Here is a 22,874-nt window from a genome sequence, read left to right as displayed (position 1 = left end):
CCCGAGGAGGGTGTCACCGGCTCAGACCGCGACCGGCGCTTTGATCGCCGGATGCGACCGGTATCCCACGACCTCGAAGTCGTCGTACTGGTAGTCGAAGATCGAGTCGGCCCTGCGCAACTTGAGCGTCGGATACGGCAGCGGTTCGCGCGAGAGCTGCTCGCGCACCTGGTCGACGTGGTTGTCGTAGATGTGGCAGTCGCCGCCGGTCCACACGAACTCGCCGACCTCCAGCTCGGCCTGCTGCGCCATCATGTGCGTGAGCAGGGCGTAGGACGCGATGTTGAACGGAACGCCGAGGAACAGGTCGGCGCTGCGCTGGTACAGCTGGCAGCTCAGCCGCCCGTCGGCGACGTAGAACTGGAAGAACGCGTGGCACGGCGGCAGCGCCATCTGCGGAATCTCTCCGACGTTCCACGCGGATACGATGTTGCGCCGCGAGTCGGGGTCGGTGGTCAGCGTCTCCAGCGCCAGGGCGATCTGGTCGACGTGCTCACCCGACGGCGTGGGCCAGTTGCGCCACTGCACGCCGTAGACCGGGCCGAGCTCCCCGTCCGGCGACGCCCACTCGTCCCAGATGCTCACCCCGTGCTCCTGCAGCCACCGGACGTTCGAGTCGCCGCGCAGGAACCACAGGAGTTCGTAGATGATCGACTTGAGATGCACCTTCTTGGTGGTGATCAGAGGAAAGCCCTGCGCGAGGTCGAAGCGCATCTGGTGGCCGAACACGCTGCGTGTTCCGGTCCCGGTGCGGTCGGCCTTCGGGGTTCCGGTCTCCAGCACCAGTCTCAGCAGGTCCTCGTACGGGGTCGGGATCGGCGCGCTCACGCCGTCGAGTCTAGCGAGCGTTCGCCGGTCCCGGTCGCAGCGGCGAGATCGGCGGTTCCGGCTCACCCATCCACGGAGCCGTCTTCCGACTCTCCGACTGCGTATTCTTGATCCGAGAACTGGATGGCGCACAGAAGTGCAGCACGAGCAAGAGCCCGTCGGTCGTCCGTCGTCGATCGGCGAGCGACCGCCGACCAGAACTCGGCCTGCCGACTGAACGGACTTGATTCGACAACGTGTTCACGGACTACACCAGCAGCAAGGACACCGATCGTCGCCCCGTCGACCTGACTGCCCTCGGAGTGCAAGACCTGCTCCGGCTCGACGCCGCCATCATCGCTGAGCTACGTCGACGCGGCCTCGTACGCACCAGCAACAAGCCGCTCGGCGACGTCGCCGAGGCGGTGGTCCATGCCGCACGCGGCGGTGTGCTGGAGCCGAACAGTACCAAGTCCCACGACATCACAGCGCCGGGTGGGCAGCGCATCCAGGTCAAGGCGATGGGTGTGCGATCCGCAGGCACCGCAGCGAAGTTCAGCGCGTTCCGTTCGACTGACTTCACCACCGCCGTGTTCCTGGTGTTCGACCTCGACTTCCATCTGATCGAAGCGCGTGAGGTCGACGCCGCCGACATCGAGCAGACCAAAGTGGTCGCCCACGTCAATGGGCGGCAGCCGACCCTGCGCTGGGTCCGTTCGGTCGGCACCGACGTGACCGCCGAGATGCAGGCAGCGTGGACTCGCATCAACGAGACGTCCACCTGACCGGACCGCCTCTGCACCCGCCGGGTCGACTACGCATCGAGCCCTGTCGGAGTCCGTTCTGGCAGGTCCTCGGCGTCTCTGCGCAGCCCCAGGTGAGCCTGCCGTTCACCGGCGTCAGCGGTGAGTCCGACAACCTCCATCACGCTTGTGTATGACTGTGCCTCACGCAAACCTTGGTGCTACCTCATGAGTCCGGCGGCGACCGTCGCCCCCAGATCCCAGCACGCCTCAAGCACCGCCTTGTCCGGCTTGTTCGCGGCGATGACGTACTCGGCGGACTTCTCCCAGCCGAGTCCGGCGGTGATGCGGTCGATCATGTTCTCCGCGCCTTCGGTCCCCTCGTTGCCGTGTAGGTACAGCCCGAACGGGCGACCCCGCGTCGAGTCGAGGATCTGGTAGTACGAACAATCGAAGGCGTGTTTGAGGGCACCTGAAATGGAGCCGAGATTCGCCGGGCTGCCGAGCACGTACCCGTCGGCGTCGAGGAAGTCGCTCGTGGATACCGACAGCGCCGCGCGGCGCACCACCTCGACCCCCTCGATCTCGGGATCGGTGGCGCCGGCGATCACCGCCTCGAACATCGCCTGGCAGTGCGGCGAGGGCGTGTGGTGAACGATCAGCAATCGAGCCATGACGCCATCATGCCCCCGATCGCGCGATCACGACCGCTGCTCGGCCTTCGCCGCCCGATACTGCTCCGCGGCGCGCCGCATCATCTCGCGCGCCCGCGAGCGGTCGCCCGCGTAGTCGTAGGCGCGAGCGATGCGATAGGTGCTCACCCAGTCGGACGGGTCGGCCTCCCATTCCACCTTGACCTGCTCGAAAAGTTCCAGGGCGGCGTTTTTCTCGATCCGCCCCGAGGGCCGCCGGGGCAGGTCGTCCACGTCGAGGTCGCGCCCCAGATCCTGCGCGGCCGCCACCATCCGCTGATGCTCGATCCCCGACCGCAGCGTCGACACCACCATCCAGACGCCGAGCAGCGGCAGCACGATCACACCGACGCCGAGCCCGATGCCGACGACACCGCCGTCGGAGATCAGGCCGATCGCGGTCCGGCTCAGCAGGACGAAGTACACGCAGAGCGCGACCACCAGGAAGGCGATGAGCGCGACGATCGGCCGGGCGTCGGCCTTCTTCTTCGCAGCCACCGACGACTACAGATCCATGAAGGTCTCGAGCCCCACCGTGAGCCCGGGACGGTCGACGATCTCGCGGACACCCAGCAGCACCCCGGGAACGAAGGAGTTCCGGTCGATGGAGTCGTGACGGATGGTGAGGGTCTCACCCTGGGTGCCGAAGAGCACCTCCTGGTGCGCGACCAGACCGGCCAGACGCACCGAATGCACGCGGACCCCGTCGACGTCGGCGCCGCGGGCACCCTCGAGTCCGGTCGACGTCGCGTCCGGACTCGCGCCGAGCCCGGCTTCCGCGCGCGCCGTCGCGATGAGCTGCGCGGTGCGCCCGGCGGTGCCGGACGGCGCGTCGGCCTTGTGCGGGTGGTGCAGTTCGATCACCTCCGCCGACTCGAAGAACCGCGCGGCCTGCTGCGCGAAGTGCATCGAGAGCACCGCACCGATCGCGAAGTTCGGAGCGATGAGCACGCCGACGCCGGGGTTCTGCTCCACCCAGCCGCGGACGGTGTCGAGCCGCTCGGCGGTGAAGCCGGTGGTGCCGACGACGGCGTGGATGCCGTTCTCGATGAGGAACTCGAGGTTGTCCATCACGACGTCCGGGTGCGTGAAATCGACGACGACGCGGGTCTGCGAGTCGACGAAAGCCGAGAGCGGATCGCCCTTGTCGACGCCCACGGTGAACACGGTCTCCGCCGACGCCTCGACGCCTTCGACGATCGCCTTGCCGACCTTGCCGTTACTGCCCAGCACACCCACGCGGATGCCGTTGCCCATGAGGGACCCTTTCGTCTCGTGAATCCACCCCAGTCTAGAAGGCGCCCGAACGCACCGCTCCGGCCGCTCGAGCCGTAACGTGCGCCAATCCCGAGCCATCTGTTGATCGTTCGATCAACAGCGGGCTAGGGTCACACCCGATCTGCGCTGAAGCACCAGTCACACGAGGAGTCCCATGAGTTCCGTCTCACGCCGAACCTTCCTGCAAGCCGCGGCCGTAGGGGCCACCGCGGCGACGGCGCTCGGCGCCGCATCGTTCGGCGAGACGGGACCGGCCTCCGCCGCGTCGGGTTATCTCGTCGGCGCGGGCAAGGGTGACATGACGGGAGCGATCGCCGGTCAGGGCATGATGGGCTACTCCGACATGGAACAGGTGGCGAAGGGACTGCTGCAGCGCACCTGGGCGCGGGCGTACATCATCGCCGACGCGGCCACCGGCAAGCGCGTCCTGTTCATCACCGCCGACATCGCGTGCGTCTTCGTCTCACACCATCAGACTTTGCTCGCCGAACTCGCGAAGCGGTACGGCACGACGTACACCGCGCAGAACGTCAACATCAACGCGACGCACAACCACAACTCCTGCGGCGGCACCGCATGGGATTACGCCTACGTCCTCGCCGCCAGGGGCCATCGGCACAATTCTTTCCGTGCCGAGATCGACGGGCTGCTCGACGCCGTCGCGGCCGCGCACGCCTCGCTGGGGCCGGGGACCGTCGAACTCGGGCACGCCGAACTCCACGACGCGAGCGCGAACCGGTCGATGCCGGCGTTCGAGCTCAATCCCGCCGCCGACCGCAAGCACTTCCCCGACGCCATCGACCCGCAGGTGACGGCCATCCGCCTGCGCCGCGGCGGAGCCGTCATCGGCGAGATCACCTGGTTCGCCACGCACGGCACTTCGCTCACCGACGCGAACTTCCTGATCAGTGCCGACAACAAGGGCTATGCCGCATACCTGGCCGAACAGCGCGACCCGAACGTCGTGAGCGCCCACGCGCAGACCAACGCGGGCGACATGAGCCCCAACCTGTGGCTGCGCAAGATGCATCCGGGCGGTCCGACCGCCGATCACCGGGCCAATCGCATCATCATCGGGCGCCGCCAGGATCAGGCCGCGCAGGCGGCCTTCCGTGCGGCGCGCCCGATGACCGCCGGCGGTGTCGACTCCGCCACCCGGTACGTCGACATGGCGAACGTCTCGATCGACGGCCGCTACACACCGCACGGCAAGGCGGCTCGCACCTCACCCGCCATGATGGGCGCCGCTGCGGCGGCCACCAGCCAGGAGGACAACACCCGCAGCCAACTGGGATTCCTCAACGAGGGCGTGCGGAACGAGTTCGCGATGGCGCTCGGCGCCGGTACGGCCCCGACGCCCGATCCGTGGATCGTCGACAACCAGGCGCCGAAGGCGATTCTGTTCCCGCTCGGCATCCTCCCGCCGCGGCCGTGGATCGAACAGACTCTTCCGGTGCAATTGATCCGGATCGGCGACCTCGTGCTCGCCGCATTGCCGAGCGAGTCGACGATCGTCGCCGGCCTCCGAATCCGCCGGATCGTCGCCGACGCCCTCAAGGTCCCGCTGGAGAACGTCCTGCTGCAGGGCTACTCGAACGGCTACAGCCAGTACACCGTGACGCCGGAGGAGTACGTGGCCCAGCAGTACGAGGGCGGCGAGACGATGTTCGGCCGATGGACGCTGTGCGCCTACATGCAGGAGTTCGACGCCATGGCGCGGGCGATGGCCCGCGGAACCCGGCTGGCCGCCGGGCGCCGTCCGGCCGACACCTCGGGCCTGCAGCCGGATCTGCTGGGCTCACAGCCCGCCGACACCCCGATACCCGGCCGCCGGTTCGGCCAGGTGATCTCGAAGGTGCCCGCCGCGGCGAAGCCCGGCACCACGCTCCGGGTGGCCTTCTGCGGCGCCTACCCGAGCAACCGGATCCGTCGTGGCGGATCGACCACCGGGTACTTCGCCGTCGAGAAGCTCACCGCCCGCGGCTGGACCGTCGCCTACGACGACGATCACGAGACCACCGAGATGACGTGGGAACGTCCCGGCGGCAGCCCGTCGGCGTCGAAGGTGACCGTCACGTGGCGTGTGCCGCGGGGCGCGGAGGGCGACTACCGGGTGCGGTACTACGGCGATGTGAAGAGCGCCTCGGGAGCGCTCCGCCCGATCAGCGGCGCGACCGGCCGCATCAAAGTCGGCTGAGACAGCACGCGGATCCGTCGGCTCGCGGGCGAAGTCAGCTCTGAGCGAGATACAGCAGGATCGCGCGCACCCGGCGGTTGTCGGTCTCCGGGGGCAGGTCGAGTTTGAGGAAGATGTTGGCGACGTGTTTGGCGACCGCGGCGTCCGAGACCACCAGGGCGGCCGCGATCTCCGAGTTGCTCGCACCCCGCGCCATCAGTGCCAGCACCTGGGACTCCCGCGGGGAGAGCCGGTCGAGCGCGGCGGTGGCGAACAGCGCCGAGACGACCTCCGGGTCGACCACCACGCCGCCCGCGCACACCGTCTCGACCGCCCGGAGGAAGTCGGCGATCCGCCCCACACGCTCCTTGAGCAGGTAGCCGACCCGACCCCCGCCTTCGGTTCCGAGCAGTCGCCGCGCATAGGCCGCCGCCACGTACTGGGACAGGACCAGCACCGGCAGGTCGGGCCGGCGGCGACGCAGATCGAGCGCCGCCCGCAGGCCGTCGTCCCCGTCACCGGGCGGCATCCGTACGTCCGTGATCAGCAGGTCGATCGAATCCACGTCGATCTCGCGCAGCGCCGGGGCATCGGCGACGGTGCCGACCACCTGGTGCCCGGCGCCCTCGAGAATCCGCACGAGACCTTCGGTCAGCAGCACCGAGTCCTCCGCCACCACGATTCGCACGCTCACGCCTGTCAGTGTGGCCGACGGCCCGCCGGGCACGCCGACGGGGTCACCCGCGGACCGACCCGGACCAGCGAAGGACGGTCGGCCCGCCGACCGGGCTGACGACGGTGAGACTCGCCCCGATCGTCGCCGCCCGTTCCACCAGGCCCGCCAGCCCGCGTCCGGCTGCGGGCACCGCTCCCCCGCAGCCGTCGTCGGTCACGGTCATGCTGACGACGCCCGCCGCCTCGGCGAACTCGATCGTCACCGTCGACGCGCCGCCGTGCTTGGCCGCGTTCGTCACCGCTTCGCTGGCGGTGTAGAACAGTGCGCGCTCGGTCTCTCCCGGGAGCCGCCGGCCGGGTATCCATCCCGGACCCCGGATCACCCGGACCAGGACCGGTCCGCCGAGTTCGGCGCAGGCCGCCTCCACTCCGTGGTCGTCGAGCACCCGTGGATTGACGCCGCGCACCGTGTCGCGCAGTTCGGCCAGCGCCCGCTCCACACGCGCCTGAGCGGTCTCGATATGGGCCCGCGTGGCCGGATCGTCACTGTCCTGCGCGATCTCGCCGAGGTGCATCACCGCACCGACGAGGTGCTGCTGCGGACCGTCGTGCAGATCGCGCTCGATCCGTCGGCGCTCGGCCTCGAACGATCCGACGAGCGTTCCTCGCGACGACCGCAGGTCGGCCACCTGCGCCGCCAGTTCCTCTTCTCGCGGACCGAGCAGCCCGGCCGCGATGGACGCCACGATCGCGGCCGCCGCGCCGAACAGATACAGGGTGAGGATGAACAACGGCAGCGCGACTGGAACCACGCGCCAGGCCTCCTGCGGCGTCTCCAGCTGCCACGGCCCGATCGACATCTGACCGCCGGCCGCGACGACCAGCGGCGCCGCAGCGAATCCGCCGGTCAGCACGCAGGCGATCAGCAGACCGAGCGTCGCCAACGGAGCGAAGGCCGCCAGCGCCAGCGAGTACACCACCTCACGCCAGGTGACCGGCTCGGCGAGTCGGGCTCGCGCGCGGGCGCCGAACGATCCGGTCACCGCCGGATGCGGGTCGGCGATGGCCGCCATCCGGAGCATCCGGACCCGCTGCCGCTCGATGCGGCCCAAGAGGATCGACCAGGCGGGAGCGAACGGGAGCAGCACGATCACCACGTACGCCATGAACACCGTCCAGCCCAGTGCCAGCGAGATGATCGTGTACGCCACCGCGCGCCACGGGTAGGAGGAGAAGAGGAAGCGCAGCGGCGATCCCGAGAGCATTCGCCAGGGTGAGAGCCGATAGGCGTCGTCTGATGTCATGGCAAGAACGCTATCGATCGCCGTCGGTCCAGGGCACGGGAGCGGCCGCGAGTCTTCGGGGTAGTGCCCGCACTACCCCCACTCCGGCGCGGACCGGATGCCTACCGCGACGAGCTCGGCCCGGGACGCATGACACGTCCCGGGCCGAGCTCGTCTAGATCGAACAGGTGCGGTCGCCGTCAGGCGTCGACCGCGACCTCGTCCTTCGCGGCTTCGGCCGCATCGGCGCCGTCGCGCACCGGAACGAGGCTGATCTTGCCGCGCTCGTCGATGTCGGCGATCTCGACCTGCAGCTTGTCGCCGACCTTGACCACGTCCTCGACCTTGCCGATCCGCTTGCCGTTGCCCAGCTTGCTGATGTGGACCAGTCCGTCGCGGCCGGGGAGCAGGGAGACGAAGGCGCCGAAGGCGGCCGTCTTGACGACGGTGCCCAGGAAGCGCTCGCCGACCTTCGGCAGCTGCGGGTTGGCGATGGCGTTGACCTTGTCGATCGCCGCCTGCGCGGACGGGCCGTCTGCGGCGCCGATGAACACGGTGCCGTCGTCCTCGATCGAGATATTGGCGCCGGTCTCCTCGGTGATGCCGTTGATCGTCTTGCCCTTCGGGCCGATCAGCTCACCGATCTTGTCCATCGGGATCTTGATGGTGGTGATGCGCGGCGCGTACGGGCTCATCTCGTCCGGCTCGTCGATGGCCTCGGCCAGCACGTCGAGAATGGTGAGACGGGCCTGCTTGGCCTGGCTCAGCGCACCGGCCAGGACCTTGGAGGGGATGCCGTCGAGCTTCGTGTCGAGCTGCAGAGCCGTCACGAAGTCCTTGGTGCCCGCGACCTTGAAGTCCATGTCGCCGAACGCGTCCTCGGCTCCGAGGATGTCGGTCAGGGCGACGTAGCGGGTCTCGGTCTTGCCGTCGATGGTGACCTCGTCGGAGACGAGGCCCATCGCGATGCCTGCGACCGGCGCCTTCAGCGGAACGCCCGCGTTCAGCAGCGAGATGGTCGACGCACACACCGAGCCCATCGAGGTGGAGCCGTTGGAGCCGAGGGCCTCGGAGACCTGACGGATCGCGTACGGGAACTCCTCCACGCTCGGGAGCACCGGCACCAGGGCCCGCTCGGCGAGCGCACCGTGACCGATCTCACGGCGCTTGGGCGAACCCACGCGGCCGGTCTCACCGGTCGAGTACGGCGGGAAGTTGTAGTGGTGCATGTACCGCTTGCTGGTCTCGGGGCCGAGCGAATCGATCTGCTGGGCCATCTTGACCATGTCCAGGGTGGTGATGCCCATGATCTGGGTCTCGCCACGCTCGAACAGCGCGCTGCCGTGTGCGCGCGGAACGACGCCGATCTCGGCGGACAACGCACGGATGTCGGTGATGCCGCGACCGTCGATGCGGAAGTGATCGGTGAGGATGCGCTGACGCACGAGTTTCTTGGTCAGCGACCGGTAGGCTGCGCCGAGCTCGCTCTCGCGGCCCTCGAAGCGCTCGCCGAGCGCCTCGAGCACGTCGCCCTTGAGTGCGTCGGTCGCGTTGTCGCGCTCCTGCTTGTCGGCGATCGCCATCGCCTCGCCGAGGCGGGTGGTGGCGAACTCGGCGACCGCCTCGTAAGCGTCGTCCTGGTAGGCCGGGAACAGCGGGAACTCGCGGGTCTCCTTCGCGGCGGCCGCGGCGAGCTGCTTCTGCGCCTCGCACAGGGTGGCGATGAACGGCTTGGCGGCCTCGAGGCCCTCGGCGACGACGGCCTCACTCGGCGCCTGGGCGCCGTCGGCGATCAGCGCGAGGACGTTGTCGGTGGCCTCGGCCTCGACCATCATGATCGCGACGTCGCCGCCGTCGATCAGGCGTCCCGCGACGACCATGTCGAAGACCGCGCCCTCGAGCTGCTCGACGGTGGGGAATGCGACCCACTGGCCGGCCTTGTTCTGCTCGGTCGGGATCAGCGCGACGCGCACGGCGCCCACCGGACCGGAGAACGGCAGACCCGAGATCTGCGTGGATGCGGACGCCGCGTTGATCGCGACCACGTCGTAGAGGTCCTTGGGGTCGAGCGACAGGACGGTCTCGACGATCTGGATCTCGTTGCGCAGGCCGTCGACGAACGACGGACGCAGCGGACGGTCGATGAGGCGGCAGGTGAGGATCGCGTCGGTCGACGGGCGGCCCTCGCGGCGGAAGAACGAGCCGGGGATGCGACCCGCGGCGTACATGCGCTCCTCGACGTCGACCGTGAGCGGGAAGAAGTCGAAGTGCTCCTTCGGCGACTTGGACGCGGTGGTCGTCGAGAGGATCATCGTGCCCTCGTCGAGGTACGCGGTCACCGAACCCGCGGCCTGCAGAGCCAGGCGGCCGGTCTCGAAGCGGATCGTGCGCTTGCCGAACGTTCCGTTGTCGATGACGGCGGAGACTTCGGTGATCGAATCATCGAAGTCGGCGTTGACGTCAGTCAAGAGTGTTTACCTTTCGTGGCGGCCGCGACGACACCACGACGGCGCCTGCGGCCTGTATTCAGCGGTCGGTTCGCGCAAGGCGCGGCGAACCGACAGACGATGGGCGCGAGTCTCGCGCCGGAAGTGGACGGCGCACCTGCGCCGTGAGCAGACGGCCTTCGATCGAAGCGGCCGGAATCGCTTGGGGATTCCGGCGGCCACTACCGAGGACCGATCCGACGATCACTACCGAACTGCCGCCAAGCGGCCTTCGTCCGCTACCAGCCTAACATTCTCCCTGCTGGGACGGCGGCTGTCGTCTGCGGCGACCGTCGGGCGTGTCCGCGGCGTCCTCGCCGACGAATCCCGATGCCGCCGTGCCCGACAGACAGCTGTGGCCGCCGTTCCGCGTGGGAACGACGGCCACAGAAGCAATCAGGGGGCGTCAGCGACGCAGACCCAGGCGCTCGATCAGCGAGCGGTAGCGGTTGATGTCGACGCTCGCGACGTACTTGAGCAGGCGGCGACGGCGACCGACGAGCAGCAGCAGACCACGACGGCTGTGGTGGTCGTGCTTGTGGAACTTGAGGTGCTCGGTCAGATCCGTGATGCGCTTGGTCAGCAGTGCGACCTGCGCCTCCGGCGAACCGGTGTCGGTCTCGTGCAGACCGTACTCGCTGAGGATGGCCTTCTTCTCTTCGGCGGTCAGAGCCATGAGAGATCTCCTTGATTTTTCAGTTCCGTGCTCCAGGCCCTGCAACCAGCAGGGGGTGCGCCGCCACGGACCGCAGCTGACACCGGCGGCCAAGACTACCAGCGCTCGACCCCCGACCGGAAATCAGCGCCGGCGCATGGAGCGCTCGGGCGGGTCACTCCGCCCGCAGCAGGGTGCGCGTGCGCTCGACGTCGTTGTTCATCTCCGCGATCAGTGCGTCGACGCTGTCGAAGGGCTCCATGCCGCGCAGCCGTGCGACGAAGTCGACCGCCACATGCTGACCGTAGAGGTCGGCCTCCACATCCAGCACGTAGGCCTCCACCGTGCGGACTCTGCCGGAGAAGGTCGGGTTGGTGCCCACCGAGACCGCGGCCGGGTACCGCCGGCCGATGGTGACCCCGTCGGGCTGCGTGGCGCTGTCGAGCACGGTGAACCATGCCGCGTACACGCCGTCGCCGGGGATCGCGGTGTGCTCGGGCGGCGCGACGTTGGCGGTCGGGAAACCCAGGTCGCGGCCCCGGCGTTCGCCGTGCACCACGACGCCTTCCACACGATGCGGCCGGCCGAGCGCCTCGGCGGCCAGTTCCACGTCGCCCGCCGCGATGCACGACCGGATGTAGGTGGACGAGAAGGTCACGGCATGCTCACCGAACAGGGAGATCGCGGTGACCTCGAAGCCGAACCGCTCCCCCAGTTCACGCAGTTTGGGCACGTCGCCGAGCGCCTTGTGGCCGAAGGTGAAGTTGTCGCCGACCACCACCTCGGCCGCGTGCAGTTCCTCGACGAGGACCGAGTGCACGAAATCCTCCGGCGACTGGGCCGCGAGGGTCGCGGAGAACGGGATCACGCAGAACACGTCGATCCCCATCTCCTCGGCGAGATCGGCACGCCGCCGCAGCGTCGACAACTGCGGCGGGTAAGCACCCGACCGCACCACCGACGACGGGTGCGGGTCGAAGGTCATCAGCACCGAGGGCACACCGCGCTCGGCCGCCGCCTTCGTGGCGGCGGCGACCAACTGCGCGTGCCCGCGATGGATTCCGTCGAACACGCCGATCGTGACCACGCATCGGCCCCAGCCCGCAGGGATGTCGTCCAAACCTCGCCAACGCAACACACGCTAAGCCTACGACTCGCCAGCAGCCGCTGCGCGTTCGGTGGGTAAGGTCGTACGCATGCCCGACTCTCGCCCGGTGAACGAACTCACCTCGGTAACCCAGGACTATCTGAAAGTGATTTGGACCTCGCAGGAGTGGTCGGACACGAAGGTCACCACGAAGTTGCTGGCCGAGAAGCTCGGCGTCTCACCGTCCACCGCGTCGGAGGGCATTCGGAAACTGGCCGATCAAGGTCTCGTGGACCATGCGCCCTACGGCGCGGTGACCCTGACCGAGACGGGGCGGGTGGCCGCCGTCGGCATGGTCCGGCGGCACCGCCTGCTCGAGACCTTCCTCGTCCGAGAGCTCGGCTATCGCTGGGACGAGGTGCACGCCGAGGCCGAGATCCTCGAACACGCGGTCTCGGAGCAGTTGCTGGCGCACATCGACGCCAAGCTGGGCCACCCGAAGCGCGACCCGCACGGCGACCCGATCCCGGCGTCCGACGGCACCGTGCCCGAGGCCGGCGCCGTGCAGCTGGCCGACCTCGACGTGGACCAGACCGGGGTCATCACCCGCATCTCCGACTCGGATCCGGAGATGCTGCGGTACTTCGAGGAGATCGGCGTCAATCTCGACTGCCGGGTGCGGGTCACCGAGAAGCGCTCGTTCGCCGGCACCATCACCGTCTGCGTCGACGATTCGGACCCGATCCATCTCGGTGACATCGCCGCCCGCGCGATTTTCGTCGACGGCTGAGTGCCGGCGCGCAGCGCCGCGGCCTATCGAGACCTGCACCACGATCACACTCGAATCTCGGTACGCTCGCTCACTACGTTCGCGGGCTACTCGATGAGCCTGCCTGAAACCACCCTCCCGACAGGCTCGTCGAGTAGCCCCGGCGCGCAGCGCCGCGGCCTATCGAGACCTGCACCACGTTCAGACTCGAGTCTCGATGCGCTCGCTACTCGATGAGCCTGCCAGAAACCCCCTCCCGACAGGCTCCTCGAGTAGCCCCGGCGCGCAGCGCCGCGGCCTATCGAGACCTGCACCACGTTCACACTCGAGTCTCGATGCGCTCGCTACTCGATGAGCCTGCCTGAAACCACCCTCCCGACAGGCTCCTCGAGTAGCCCCGGCGCGCAGCGCCGCGGCCTATCGAGACCCGCACCACGTTCAGACTCGAGTCTCGATGCGCTCGCTACTCGATGAGCCTGCCTGCCCCCTCTGGCGGACCTGACCAGACCTTCGGCCGCCCTCAGCGCAGCGTCGCCGGTCGCACGACCATCACCGAACTCGCCCGCTTGCCCTTCTCCTGCACGAGAGCGATGGCCTGCCCGCGCGGATCGACCACCGTGTAGATACCCTTCATGCCCACCGGCTCCAGCCAGCGGCCCTGGCTGATCGACTCGGCCTCGTCGTCGGAGATCGCGCGATGCGGGAAGCACAACTTGGCCGCGTCGTCGATGCCGAGACTCAAACCGGGATTCTCGTCGACATCGGCCATCGTTCGCGAGTGCTCCAGGGTGAACGGCCCGACGGCGGTGCGTCGCAGCGCCGTCAGGTGCCCGCCGACGCCGAGCGCGGCACCGAGATCCCTTGCCAGAGAACGGATATAAGTGCCCGACGAGCAGTCGACCTCGACGTCGAGGTCGATGAACTCGCCGTCCCGGCGAGTATCGAGCACGTCGAAACGGTCGACGGTGACCGGCCGCGCCTGCAGTTCGAACTCGGCCCCGGTGCGGACGAGCGCGTGGGCGCGACGACCGTCGACCTTGATCGCGCTGACCTTGGCGGGCACCTGCTCGATGTCGCCGGTGAGCGACGCGACGACCGCCGCGATCTCCTCGTCGCGGACCCCCGAGGCGTCCCGCGATTCGATGACCTCGCCCTCGGCGTCGTCGGTCGACGTCGACTGCCCCAGCCGGATGGTCGCAGCGTACGACTTGGTGGTGAGCGAGAGCAGCCCGAGCAGCTTGGTCGCGCGTTCGATGCCGATGACGAGAACCCCGGTCGCCATCGGGTCGAGGGTGCCCGCGTGTCCGACGCGACGGGTGTTGAACGCCTTGCGGCACTTGGCCACCACGTCGTGGCTGGTGATGCCGGCGGCCTTATCTACGACGAGGAGTCCGGCGTTCTCGATGGAGGCGTCTGCCATGTCAGGTGAGTGCAATCGTGGTGAGGATCAAACCGCGGGAGATCTGCCAGCGGCCGGGCAGCGTCAGCAGCGGCGGTCCGCCGTCGATCACCGCTCCGTCGATCAGGATGGTCGAGGTGAAAGTACCCGCAGGCGCGCCCGCGGTGCCAATCGAGTCGTCTCGCTCGAACGTGATGTGCGCGTCCTCGAAACCCAGCCACCGCTCGGTGAGCGGAAACCAGGCCTTGTAGGTGGCTTCCTTGGCGCAGAACAGGAGCCGGTCCCAGTGCAGGTCGTGGTCCCGGTCGGCGAGGACCTCGCGTTCGGCCTCGATGCTGGTGTGGTCGAGGACGCCGTCGGGCAGGGCCTGATGCGGTTCGGCATCGATACCCAGCGAGCGAACCTGCATCGAATATGCCGCGACGGCCGCACGGTAGCCGTCGCAGTGCGTCAGGCTGCCGACCACCTGACGGGGCCACAGCGGCATCCCGCGTTCACCGCGCAGGATCGGCACCGGCGCGACTCCCAACTGCCCCAGCGCCTGCCGTGCGCAGTGCCGGGCGGTGGTGAACTCCCGGCGGCGCTTCTCCACGGCCTTGGCGATCAACGCCTCCTCGGCGGGAAGCACGGTGAGCCCGTCGGGGTCGCCGAACGACTCGGCGGTCCCGACTCCCGCGGGCATGAGGTCGTCGATCATCGACCGTCCTTCCTGTTCTTCTCGGCCCTGTCCTTCTCTGCTTCAGCACGGCGCGCGCGGGTGCGCTCCACTCGCGCCCGGAACTCGGCGGCACGCTCCCGGTAGTCCGGCGGCAGGTCGAACCGGGCGCCGAACTCGTTGAGATCGGCCGGATGCAGTCCCTCGTCCGGTGCGATCTTCCGCAGCAGCGGCGACGGCAACCCGCGTCTGCTCCACTCACGCGGATATCCCACCGACACCTCCTCGAAGCGCACGTCGTCGTACCACGTGGTCCTCGGGATGTGCAGATGCCCGTATACGCAGCAGGCCGCGTTGAATCGGGTGTGCCAGTCCGCGGTGAGCTCCGAGCCGCACCAGAGCGCGAACTCGGGATACATCAGCGCATCGCACGGTTCCCGCCGCAGCGGCCAATGGTTGATCAGCACGGTCTTCTCGGCGGGGTCGAGCGCCTCCAGTCGCGACCGCGTGGCCTCGATCCGGGCGCGCCCCCAGGCGTCGCGCGTGCCGAACGGTTCGGGCGAGAGGAGGAATTCGTCTGTGGCGACGACGTTCGCCTCGCGTGCGACGGCGAGCGCCTGCAGCGCCGTCGAGGTGCCCTCCGGCCGGAACGTGTAGTCGTAGAGCAGGAACATCGGCACCACCCGGACCGGCGGTGTCCCGTCCCCGGGATCGAACAGCGGATACCGGTCCTCGGGAGTCACTACGCCGAGATCACGGCAGGCCTGCACGAGGTAGTCGTACCGTGCGACGCCGAACACCTGGAGCGGGTCCTTGGCCGTGGTGTACAGCTCATGGTTCCCGGGCACCCACACCACCGTGCGGAATCTGTTCTTGAGCCGGCGGAGGGTGTCGATGATGTCGTCGGTGCGCTCGGCGACGTCGCCCGCGACGATCAGCCAGTCCCCCGGTTCGGCCGGCTTGATCCGATCGAGGATCGCCTCGTTGCCGCGGTGTGAGACGTGCAGGTCGCTGACCGCCCAGAGCGTTGGCATGGGGACCATGGTGCCACGAGCCCGCTCGGCGACGAACCCGGCTTCGGCTCCACACCGGCGACGACGTCCTCGGCGAGAAGGTGGGCGCGGTGATCGCCGAATTCACGGTGCCGCAGTTCGTCTCCGTGATCACCGCTGAGCGGTCACCGGGAGTGGCACGCTTGGGGCGTGGCGGCGTCGACCTGCACCGATCCGGTAGTAGCGTCGACGACATGACCGCATCAGTCCCCGTTCCGCCGCCGACGGTCGAGCTCACTCCGGCGCCGACACTGCGCAACTTTCCCGATCGGGACCGCTACGAGCTCTGGTCGGGTGATGAACTCGTCGGAGTGGAGGGCTACGAACGCCGCGACGAGCACACCCTCGTCCTGCTCCACACCGTCGTCACCGAGAAGTACGGCCGGGCGGGCTTCGCTCGGTTGCTCGTCGCCTCGGTGCTCGACGAACTCTCCGCGCAGGGCACGAAGATCGTCCCGGTGTGCACGTACGTGCAGTCGTTCCTCGAGCGTTTCCCGCAGTATCAGCCGGTCGTCGCCGAGCAGTGATCCGGCTGCGATGAATCTGCGCCCGGTGCGGGCACAGATTCATCGCGGTGAGGTCATACCCGCGCGTTGAGCATCTCGAGCACTTCGTCCACGACCTCTCCCGGCCGATCCGTCAGGTCGTGCCAGGTGTACACCTTCTTGCGCCACCCGGCGGCGTCGAGCGCGTTGTATTTCGCCCGGTCCGCCTGGAACCGGTCATGCTGGTAGTGGAAGGCCAGTCCGTCGATCTCGATCGCGACGCGGAGATCGGGCCAGCCGAAGTCGATACGCCACCGTCCGAATCGGAGCTGCTGCACCCACCCGGTGACGCCCGCCTCTCGAAGCAGACGTACGAAGAGCCGTTCGGCCTCTGACTCCGAGTCCTGCGAGGCGATGCGCACGAGCCGGCGTGCCTCACCTATCCCGCGACTGCCCGCGTAGCGCTCGACGACGGCCTCGAGTTCGGTGACTGTGACGACACCGCGCTGCAGCGCCCGGTCGAGGAATCGACCACCGTCCGGCATCGCTGCCGCGCCGAACACCACCGTCGCCGGCGGCGTGGTCACGCGGAGCCCGCGGACCGTGGTCAGGTCCGCATCGTCGTAGTGCCGACGAGTGAGGCCCAGCGGGCCGAGCGACCACCGGTCGGCGGTGGTCGTGTTGGCTGTCGCGACGGTCAACGGATACGCCAGGGCATCGAGCATTCCGTGCCACCAAGCCGCCGTGGTGCGGTCAGCCACGCCATGGTGCGCGGCCACCGCTGCGCGGACCAACAGGCTCTCAGTCAGCGGATGCGAACTCGATCGATAGATTCCGCGGACGAGCGCGCACCACTCCCGCCGGTCCAGTCGGCCGCGGATCTCCTTGCGGGAGAGACCGGCCCGGAGTGCCTGCGCCGAGGTGATGAGTCCATCCTGTTCAGCGATCAACGCGGCCAGCGCGCCCGAGTCCCCCATGTCCTATTGGACGCAGCGGCACGCTCCTCGGTTCCACCGACACGACTACTTCACCCACGCGCCGCTGCGCACCCGCCACACCACCGCGGCGAGTCGAGTGCACATGAACGCGAGCAGTCCGCTCCAGATTCCCGCCAGCCCCCAGTCGAAGGCCCACGACAGCCAGATCAGCGGCAGGAACGCGCCGAGCGCGCCCGCGAGAGTCGCCGTCCGGAGGAATGAGGCGTCGCCGCTGCCCAGCAGCACACCGTCGAGCGCGAACACCGCGCCAGCGATCGGCAGCATCGCGACGAAGAACCACCACGGCGTGCGCATCGCGTCAAGGATCGCCGCATCGTCGGTGAAGATCCGCGGAATCACCGCGACCCCGGCCGCCAGCACGGCGGCGAGAAGAACCGAGATCCCCACCGACACGGCGGTGGCCCGCGTCGCCGCACGCCGGGCCACCCGGAACGCACCCGCGCCCAGCGCCGCGCCCACGAGTTGCTGAGCCGCGATCGCCAGCGAGTCGAGCAGCAGCGAGCTGAACTCCCACAGCTGCAGTACCACCTGATGCGCGGCCACCTGCGCGACGCCGAAGCGCGCGGCCACAGCCGCCGCGGAGATGAAGCACACCTGAAACGACAGGCTCCGCAGCACCAGATCGCGGGCCATCGTCAGCTGGGCGCGGATCACCGGCCAGTCGGGGCGCAGCCGGCCACGACTCTCGCCGATCAGCCGGACCGCGAAGGCGATCCCCGTCAGCGACTGCCCCACGAGATTCGCCCAGGCGCTGCCCTGCAGGCCGAGTCGCGGGAGTCCGCCGACCCCGTGCACCAGACCGACGCAGAGCACGGCGGCCACGGCCAGTCCCGCGACCACGAAATACACCGGCCGCCGGGTGTCCTGCACTCCGCGCATCCACCCGTTGCCGGCCATCGCCAGAAGGATCAGCGGCACGCCGAACACGGCGATGCGCAACCAGGACGCCGCTTCGGCCGCGACCTGGTGGTCGGGCACCAGCGCGCCGGTGACCGCGGGCGCCAGGAGCCACGCGACGACGACGATCGCCGCCCCCACGCCCACCGCGATCCAGCTCGCCTGCACTCCCTCGTCGACGGCCCGGCGTCGATCACCCGCACCGAAGGCGCGCGCCGACCGCGCGGTGGTTCCATAGGAGAGGAAGGTCAACTGAGTGCTGATGACCGACAGGACCAGCGTCGCCACGGTCAGGGCCGCGAGTTCGGTCGCGCCGAGGCGGCCGACCACGGCCAGATCGAGCATCAGGTACAGCGGCGGCGCGATGAGCACCACCAGTGCCGACCCGGCGAGTCTCAGCACTCTCGACGCCGCCGATCACCTGCGCAGGGCGGCGAGCAGATGCCCGACGACCTCTGCCGCGTCTCCGGTGTCGCTGTACCCGGCCGCACGCACGTGGCCGCCACCGCCGAGCGACCTCGCGATCGGCACCACGTCGACGTCGGTCTTGCTCCGCAGCGACACGGTCCATTCGCCCGCCCGCACCTCTTTGAAGACGGCTGCCACCTCGGCCTCCCGCGCAGTGCGCACGACGTCGATGACGCTCTCCGACTCGTCCCAGTTCATATCCGACATCTGATCGGCGTTCACGACCGCGTACACCAGTCCGCGCCCGTCCAGTGCGCCTTCATCGAGCACGGAATCGGCGAGCACCTCCGAGAGCATCTGCAGCCACGAGTACGGGTGGGCGTCGAGGAGGAGACGGCTCCACCGCGGACCGTCGACACCGGCCTCGAGGAGTCGTGCCGCCACACCGAACGACGCGGGCCGCGCCCATTTGAACGAGCCCGTATCAGTCACCAGGCCCGCGTACAGGCAGGTCGCGATGTCCGCGGTGAGGCTCGCGCCGAGCCGATCGATCACCCGGAGCACGATCGACGCCGTGCAATCGGACTGCGGGTCCACCAGATCCAGATCCGCGAATCCCGGATTGGAGACGTGGTGGTCGATGCAGACGGTGGTGCTTCCGGAGGTGAAGACCTGCTCCAGCCCGCCGAGACGTTCGACGGTGGCCGCGTCGACCGCCACCGTCACATCGGCGACGGGCAGCCCCGCCTCGTCCACGAGCAGGTCTACTCCCGGCAGTTCGCGCAGCGGACCGGGCAGCGCCTCGGGACCGGAGAACGCGCAGTGCACGCGTTTCCCCAGCCCCGTGAGCGCCAGCCCGAGTCCCAGTGCACTGCCGATGGTGTCGGCGTCCGGACGGACGTGGCTGATGATCGACACCGAATCGGCGCCGAGCAGCGTGGCAGCCACGGAGTCGCTCGAAGCGGGATTCACCCGAGCGCGCCCCCGGATTCGTCCGACGCGGACTCTTCCTCGTCGTGCCGATACGGGTCGACGTCGCCCGCCGGCCGCGCATTGCGAGCGGCGCGGGCCACCGACTCGTCCCGGGCGCGTGCGCGGGCGAGGAGCTCGTCCATCGCACGCGTCGCGTCCGGCACCGTGTCGAGTTCGAACCGCAGAGTGGGGGTGAACCGGACTCCGGTGCCGGCGCCGACCTTCGACCGGAGCACGCCGGTCGCGGCGGCCAGGCCGGCCGCCGCTTCCGCTACGTTCGGCTCGGCATCCACCGAGTCGCCCAGCACCGTGTAGAACACGGTGGCGTCGTGCAGATCGCCGGTGACCCGGCAATCGGTGATCGTCACATGAGCCAGGCGCGGGTCCTTGATCTCCCCACCGATCGCCGAGGCGACGATGGTGGTGATCCGTTTGGCGAGCCGAGCGGCCCGTGCAGGATCTGCCATGACCTAGTCCCGTGCCTTCTCGACCATCTCGAAGGCCTCGATCACGTCGCCGACCTTGATGTCGCCGTAGGTCAGCGTCAGACCGCACTCGTAGCCTTCGCGGACCTCGGTCGCGTCGTCCTTCTCACGCTTGAGCGAGCTGATCGTGAGGTTGTCGGCGACCACCGCGTTGTCGCGCAGCAGGCGTGCCTTGGCATTGCGCCGCATGATGCCCGACTGCACGAGGCAACCGGCGATGTTGCCGACCTTGGACGACTTGAAGATCGCACGGATCTCCGCCCGGCCCAGCTCGGACTCCTCGTAGATCGGCTTGAGCATGCCCTTGAGCGCGGCCTCGATCTCCTCGATCGCCTTGTAGATGACCGAGTAGTACCGGATCTCCACGCCCTCGCGGTTGGCCAGCTCGGTGGCCTTGCCCTCCGCGCGGACATTGAATCCGATGATGATCGCATCCGACGCCGCGGCCAGGTTGACGTTGGTCTCGGTGATGCCACCGACACCGCGGTCGATGACCCGCAGCGAGACCTCGTCGTCGATCTCGATCTGAAGGAGCGCCTCTTCGAGCGCCTCGACGGTACCCGAGTTGTCGCCCTTCAGGATCAGGTTGAGCTGACTGGTCTCCTTGAGCGCCGAATCCAGATCCTCGAGGCTGATCCGCTTGCGGCTGCGTGCCGCCAGCGCATTGCGCTTGCGCGCATTGCGGCGGTCGGCGATCTGCCGGGCGATGCGGTCTTCTTCGACCACCAGGAGGTTGTCGCCCGCACCCGGAACCGAAGTGAAGCCGATCACCTGCACCGGACGCGACGGCAGCGCCTCTTCGACGTCGTCGCCGTGCTCGTCGACCATCCGACGGACGCGGCCGTATGCGTCGCCGGCGACGATCGAGTCGCCGACGCGCAGGGTGCCGCGCTGGATGAGGACGGTCGCGACCGGGCCGCGGCCGCGGTCGAGGTGCGCCTCGATGGCGACACCCTGAGCGTCCATGTCCGGGTTCGCCCGCAGATCGAGCGAGGCGTCGGCGGTCAGCAGGACCGCCTCCAGCAGCTGGTCGATGTTCAGCCCCTGCTTGGCCGAGATGTCGACGAACATGGTGTCGCCGCCGTACTCCTCGGGAACCAGGCCGTACTCGGTCAGCTGTCCGCGGATCTTGGCCGGGTCCGCGCCCTCCTTGTCGATCTTGTTGACCGCCACGACGATCGGCACGTCGGCCGCCTGCGCGTGGTTGACGGCTTCCACCGTCTGCGGCATGACACCGTCGTCGGCCGCCACCACGAGGATCGCGATGTCGGTGGCCTTCGCACCGCGGGCACGCATGGCGGTGAACGCCTCGTGACCCGGGGTGTCGATGAAGGTGATCAACCGGTCCTCGTCGTTCAGGTGAGTGTTCACCTGGTACGCGCCGATGTGCTGCGTGATGCCGCCGGCCTCGCCCGCGCCGACGTTCTCCTTGCGGATGGTGTCGAGCAGTCGGGTCTTGCCGTGGTCGACGTGACCCATGACGGTGACCACCGGCGGACGCTGCGCGAGGTCCTCTTCGCCGCCCTCGTCTTCGCCGTAGGTCAGGTCGAAGCTCTCCAGGAGCTCACGATCCTCGTCCTCCGGGCTCACGACCTGGACGACGTAGTTCATCTCGCCGCCGAGCAACTCCAGCGTCTCGTCGTTGACCGACTCGGTCGCGGTGACCATCTCGCCGAGGTTGAACAGCGCCTGGACCAGCGAAGCCGGGTTGGCGTTGATCTTGTCCGCGAAGTCCGAGAGCGAGGCGCCGCGAGCGAGGCGGATGACCTCGCCGTTGCCGTGAGGCAACCGGACGCCGCCGACCTCGGGTGCGCGCATCGAGTCGTACTCTTGCCGCTTCTGACGCTTCGACTTGCGTCCCTTGCGGGGTGCGCCGCCGGGGCGACCGAACGCTCCCGCGGTTCCGCCGCGGCCACGACCGCCGCCACCGCCGCCGGGACGACCGCGGAAGCCGCCGCCCGGAGCCGCACCGCCACCGCCGCCGTTACGGAAGCCACCGCCGCCGCCGGGACCACCGCTGCGGCCGCCTGGGCCACCGCGGCCACCGGGCCGAGCGTCGGGACGCGCCGCACGCTGCGGCATCGCTCCCGGGCTGGGACGCGAAGGCATGTTGCCCGGCGTGGGGCGTGCGCCGCCCTGACCGCCGGGACGAGGGCCGCCGGCACCCGGGCGTGCGCCCTGACCGCCACCCGGACGGGGACCGCCCTGACCGGCGCCGGGACGCGGACCGCCCTGACCGGGTCGACCGCCCGGACGCGGACCCGCCGCACCCGGACGCGGACCCATCGGACGCGGCGCGGGCGCCGGGGCCGAGGAATACGGATTGTTGCCCACTCGGGGCTGCCGGGGACCGGGGCGCGGACCCGGACGGGGACCCGGCGTCGCCGGTGCCTGACCCGACTGCGCCGCCGGTGCCGAGGGCTTGCCGGCCGGCTCGGTAGACTCGGCCGCCGGTGCGGCCGGAGCCTGCGGTGCCGGAGCCGCCTTCGGTGCGGGCTTGGGGCCCGGCTTGGGGCCGCCCGCCGCCGGCTGAGCCGGGGCGGATGCTCGTGCCGCCGGGGCCGCCTCGGCGGCCGGAGCGGAGTTCGCCGCTGCCGGCTTGGGTGCCGGACCGGGCTTGGGACCCGGCTTGGCGCCGGATGCCTTGGCCGCCGGCTTCGCCGAAGCGGAACCGGAGCCGGATTCGAAAGACTCACGCAGTCGACGGGCCACCGGGGCCTCGACAGTCGACGATGCGGATTTGACGAACTCGCCCTGCTCCTTGAGCCGCTCCAGCACTGCTTTGCTGGGTACGCCCAATTCCTTGGCCAGTTCGTGAACGCGGGCCTTGCCTGCCACTGCTCTCCTCACTTGGAGGTCGAGCGGGCTGCCC

General features: G+C 69.1%; 21 protein-coding genes. 4 read left to right on the top strand and 17 right to left on the bottom strand.

The features are described from left to right. Positions 1 to 21: 21 nt before the first annotated feature. Entirely contained in the window at positions 22 to 828 is an 807-nt protein-coding gene (locus Y710_RS06220; RefSeq protein WP_006896236.1) for a thymidylate synthase, read from the bottom strand. 236 nt (positions 829 to 1,064) lie between these two features. Here Y710_RS06220 and Y710_RS06215 point away from each other — a divergent pair, with 236 nt between their 5' ends. Next, entirely contained in the window at positions 1,065 to 1,592 is a 528-nt protein-coding gene (locus Y710_RS06215) for a hypothetical protein (RefSeq protein ID WP_062366827.1), read from the top strand. A gap of 179 nt (positions 1,593 to 1,771) precedes the next feature. On the opposite strand, the gene Y710_RS06210 is transcribed toward Y710_RS06215, so the two are convergent. Genes Y710_RS06210 through dapB form a run of 3 tightly spaced genes read right to left on the bottom strand, consistent with a single transcriptional unit; the run spans position 1,772 to position 3,499 of the window. After that, positions 1,772 to 2,224, bottom strand: coding sequence for a flavodoxin family protein (locus Y710_RS06210; protein ID WP_062366825.1), 453 nt, complete (start codon positions 2,222 to 2,224; stop codon positions 1,772 to 1,774). Between the two features lie 27 nt (positions 2,225 to 2,251). Then, positions 2,252 to 2,740 (bottom strand): hypothetical protein, encoded by a 489-nt coding sequence (locus tag Y710_RS06205; RefSeq protein WP_006896233.1) that lies wholly within the window; start codon positions 2,738 to 2,740, stop codon positions 2,252 to 2,254. A gap of 6 nt (positions 2,741 to 2,746) precedes the next feature. Beyond that, on the bottom strand, positions 2,747 to 3,499 hold the full coding sequence (dapB, locus tag Y710_RS06200; RefSeq protein ID WP_006896232.1) for a 4-hydroxy-tetrahydrodipicolinate reductase: 753 nt from the start codon (positions 3,497 to 3,499) through the stop codon (positions 2,747 to 2,749). Positions 3,500 to 3,674: 175 nt separating this feature from the next. Between dapB and Y710_RS06195 the strand changes: the two genes are divergently transcribed. Then, positions 3,675 to 5,717: a neutral/alkaline non-lysosomal ceramidase N-terminal domain-containing protein gene (locus Y710_RS06195; protein WP_006896231.1), complete on the top strand. Its 2,043-nt coding sequence runs from the start codon at positions 3,675 to 3,677 to the stop codon at positions 5,715 to 5,717. A 34-nt stretch (positions 5,718 to 5,751) separates the two neighbouring features. Here Y710_RS06195 and Y710_RS06190 read toward each other — a convergent pair whose 3' ends face one another. The 5 genes from Y710_RS06190 to Y710_RS06170 all read right to left on the bottom strand — a co-directional run bounded on the left by Y710_RS06190 (position 5,752) and on the right by Y710_RS06170 (position 11,933). After that, positions 5,752 to 6,390, bottom strand: a complete 639-nt coding sequence (locus tag Y710_RS06190) for a response regulator (protein ID WP_039867346.1) — start codon at positions 6,388 to 6,390, stop codon at positions 5,752 to 5,754. 43 nt (positions 6,391 to 6,433) lie between these two features. Further along, the gene (locus Y710_RS06185; protein WP_006896229.1) at positions 6,434 to 7,675 is read right to left on the bottom strand and encodes a sensor histidine kinase; all 1,242 of its coding nucleotides are present in this window, start codon (positions 7,673 to 7,675) and stop codon (positions 6,434 to 6,436) included. A 179-nt stretch (positions 7,676 to 7,854) separates the two neighbouring features. Beyond that, on the bottom strand, positions 7,855 to 10,122 hold the full coding sequence (locus tag Y710_RS06180; RefSeq protein WP_062366823.1) for a polyribonucleotide nucleotidyltransferase: 2,268 nt from the start codon (positions 10,120 to 10,122) through the stop codon (positions 7,855 to 7,857). Between the two features lie 424 nt (positions 10,123 to 10,546). Next, positions 10,547 to 10,816: a 30S ribosomal protein S15 gene (rpsO, locus tag Y710_RS06175; protein WP_006896227.1), complete on the bottom strand. Its 270-nt coding sequence runs from the start codon at positions 10,814 to 10,816 to the stop codon at positions 10,547 to 10,549. A 154-nt stretch (positions 10,817 to 10,970) separates the two neighbouring features. Further along, positions 10,971 to 11,933, bottom strand: a complete 963-nt coding sequence (locus Y710_RS06170; RefSeq protein ID WP_081598100.1) for a bifunctional riboflavin kinase/FAD synthetase — start codon at positions 11,931 to 11,933, stop codon at positions 10,971 to 10,973. Between the two features lie 58 nt (positions 11,934 to 11,991). Here Y710_RS06170 and Y710_RS06165 point away from each other — a divergent pair, with 58 nt between their 5' ends. After that, positions 11,992 to 12,672 (top strand): metal-dependent transcriptional regulator, encoded by a 681-nt coding sequence (locus Y710_RS06165; protein WP_197462915.1) that lies wholly within the window; start codon positions 11,992 to 11,994, stop codon positions 12,670 to 12,672. A gap of 499 nt (positions 12,673 to 13,171) precedes the next feature. Here Y710_RS06165 and truB read toward each other — a convergent pair whose 3' ends face one another. The 3 genes from truB to Y710_RS06150 are packed head-to-tail and all read right to left on the bottom strand — an operon-like array spanning position 13,172 to position 15,739. Then, complete coding sequence (gene truB / locus Y710_RS06160; protein WP_045538520.1) at positions 13,172 to 14,071, bottom strand: tRNA pseudouridine(55) synthase TruB; 900 nt, start codon at positions 14,069 to 14,071, stop codon at positions 13,172 to 13,174. A gap of 1 nt (position 14,072) precedes the next feature. After that, positions 14,073 to 14,747 (bottom strand): 4'-phosphopantetheinyl transferase family protein, encoded by a 675-nt coding sequence (locus Y710_RS06155; protein WP_045538518.1) that lies wholly within the window; start codon positions 14,745 to 14,747, stop codon positions 14,073 to 14,075. Next, positions 14,744 to 15,739, bottom strand: coding sequence for a metallophosphoesterase family protein (locus Y710_RS06150; protein WP_039867345.1), 996 nt, complete (start codon positions 15,737 to 15,739; stop codon positions 14,744 to 14,746). The genes Y710_RS06155 and Y710_RS06150 overlap by 4 nt, the downstream gene beginning before the upstream one ends. An 89-nt stretch (positions 15,740 to 15,828) precedes the next feature. Between Y710_RS06150 and Y710_RS06145 the strand changes: the two genes are divergently transcribed. Continuing rightward, the gene (locus tag Y710_RS06145) at positions 15,829 to 16,284 is read left to right on the top strand and encodes a GNAT family N-acetyltransferase (RefSeq protein WP_331436954.1); all 456 of its coding nucleotides are present in this window, start codon (positions 15,829 to 15,831) and stop codon (positions 16,282 to 16,284) included. A gap of 53 nt (positions 16,285 to 16,337) precedes the next feature. Here Y710_RS06145 and Y710_RS06140 read toward each other — a convergent pair whose 3' ends face one another. The 5 genes from Y710_RS06140 to infB are packed head-to-tail and all read right to left on the bottom strand — an operon-like array spanning position 16,338 to position 22,840. Continuing rightward, positions 16,338 to 17,219: a type IV toxin-antitoxin system AbiEi family antitoxin domain-containing protein gene (locus Y710_RS06140; RefSeq protein ID WP_006896219.1), complete on the bottom strand. Its 882-nt coding sequence runs from the start codon at positions 17,217 to 17,219 to the stop codon at positions 16,338 to 16,340. A gap of 45 nt (positions 17,220 to 17,264) precedes the next feature. Then, positions 17,265 to 18,539, bottom strand: a complete 1,275-nt coding sequence (locus tag Y710_RS06135; protein ID WP_062366821.1) for an MATE family efflux transporter — start codon at positions 18,537 to 18,539, stop codon at positions 17,265 to 17,267. 15 nt (positions 18,540 to 18,554) lie between these two features. Beyond that, complete coding sequence (locus tag Y710_RS06130) at positions 18,555 to 19,517, bottom strand: DHH family phosphoesterase (RefSeq protein WP_006896217.1); 963 nt, start codon at positions 19,515 to 19,517, stop codon at positions 18,555 to 18,557. Beyond that, positions 19,514 to 19,984, bottom strand: coding sequence for a 30S ribosome-binding factor RbfA (rbfA, locus tag Y710_RS06125; protein WP_006896216.1), 471 nt, complete (start codon positions 19,982 to 19,984; stop codon positions 19,514 to 19,516). Before rbfA ends, Y710_RS06130 begins: the two co-directional genes overlap by 4 nt. A 3-nt stretch (positions 19,985 to 19,987) precedes the next feature. Beyond that, positions 19,988 to 22,840 carry a translation initiation factor IF-2 gene (gene infB, locus Y710_RS06120; RefSeq protein WP_062366819.1) on the bottom strand — a complete coding sequence of 951 codons (2,853 nt, stop codon included), beginning with the start codon at positions 22,838 to 22,840 and terminating at the stop codon, positions 19,988 to 19,990. Positions 22,841 to 22,874: the final 34 nt, after the last annotated feature.

It is taken from the genome of Gordonia sp. QH-12, from assembly GCF_001578675.1.
GTDB classification, from domain to species: Bacteria; Actinomycetota; Actinomycetes; order Mycobacteriales; family Mycobacteriaceae; genus Gordonia; species Gordonia sihwensis.
The sequence above is the reverse complement of the archived record's forward strand: the minus strand, read 5'-3'. Positions and strand labels throughout refer to the sequence as shown.

Coding starts and splice junctions, on each gene's coding strand:
- Y710_RS06210 (WP_062366825.1), bottom strand. CDS start 2,224: ATGGCTCGATTGCTGATCGTTCACCACACGCCCTCGCCGCACTGCCAG.
- dapB (WP_006896232.1), bottom strand. CDS start 3,499: ATGGGCAACGGCATCCGCGTGGGTGTGCTGGGCAGTAACGGCAAGGTC.
- Y710_RS06195 (WP_006896231.1), top strand. CDS start 3,675: ATGAGTTCCGTCTCACGCCGAACCTTCCTGCAAGCCGCGGCCGTAGGG.
- Y710_RS06185 (WP_006896229.1), bottom strand. CDS start 7,675: ATGACATCAGACGACGCCTATCGGCTCTCACCCTGGCGAATGCTCTCG.
- rpsO (WP_006896227.1), bottom strand. CDS start 10,816: ATGGCTCTGACCGCCGAAGAGAAGAAGGCCATCCTCAGCGAGTACGGT.
- Y710_RS06165 (WP_197462915.1), top strand. CDS start 11,992: ATGCCCGACTCTCGCCCGGTGAACGAACTCACCTCGGTAACCCAGGAC.
- truB (WP_045538520.1), bottom strand. CDS start 14,071: ATGGCAGACGCCTCCATCGAGAACGCCGGACTCCTCGTCGTAGATAAG.
- Y710_RS06155 (WP_045538518.1), bottom strand. CDS start 14,747: ATGATCGACGACCTCATGCCCGCGGGAGTCGGGACCGCCGAGTCGTTC.
- Y710_RS06150 (WP_039867345.1), bottom strand. CDS start 15,739: ATGCCAACGCTCTGGGCGGTCAGCGACCTGCACGTCTCACACCGCGGC.
- Y710_RS06140 (WP_006896219.1), bottom strand. CDS start 17,219: ATGGGGGACTCGGGCGCGCTGGCCGCGTTGATCGCTGAACAGGATGGA.
- rbfA (WP_006896216.1), bottom strand. CDS start 19,984: ATGGCAGATCCTGCACGGGCCGCTCGGCTCGCCAAACGGATCACCACC.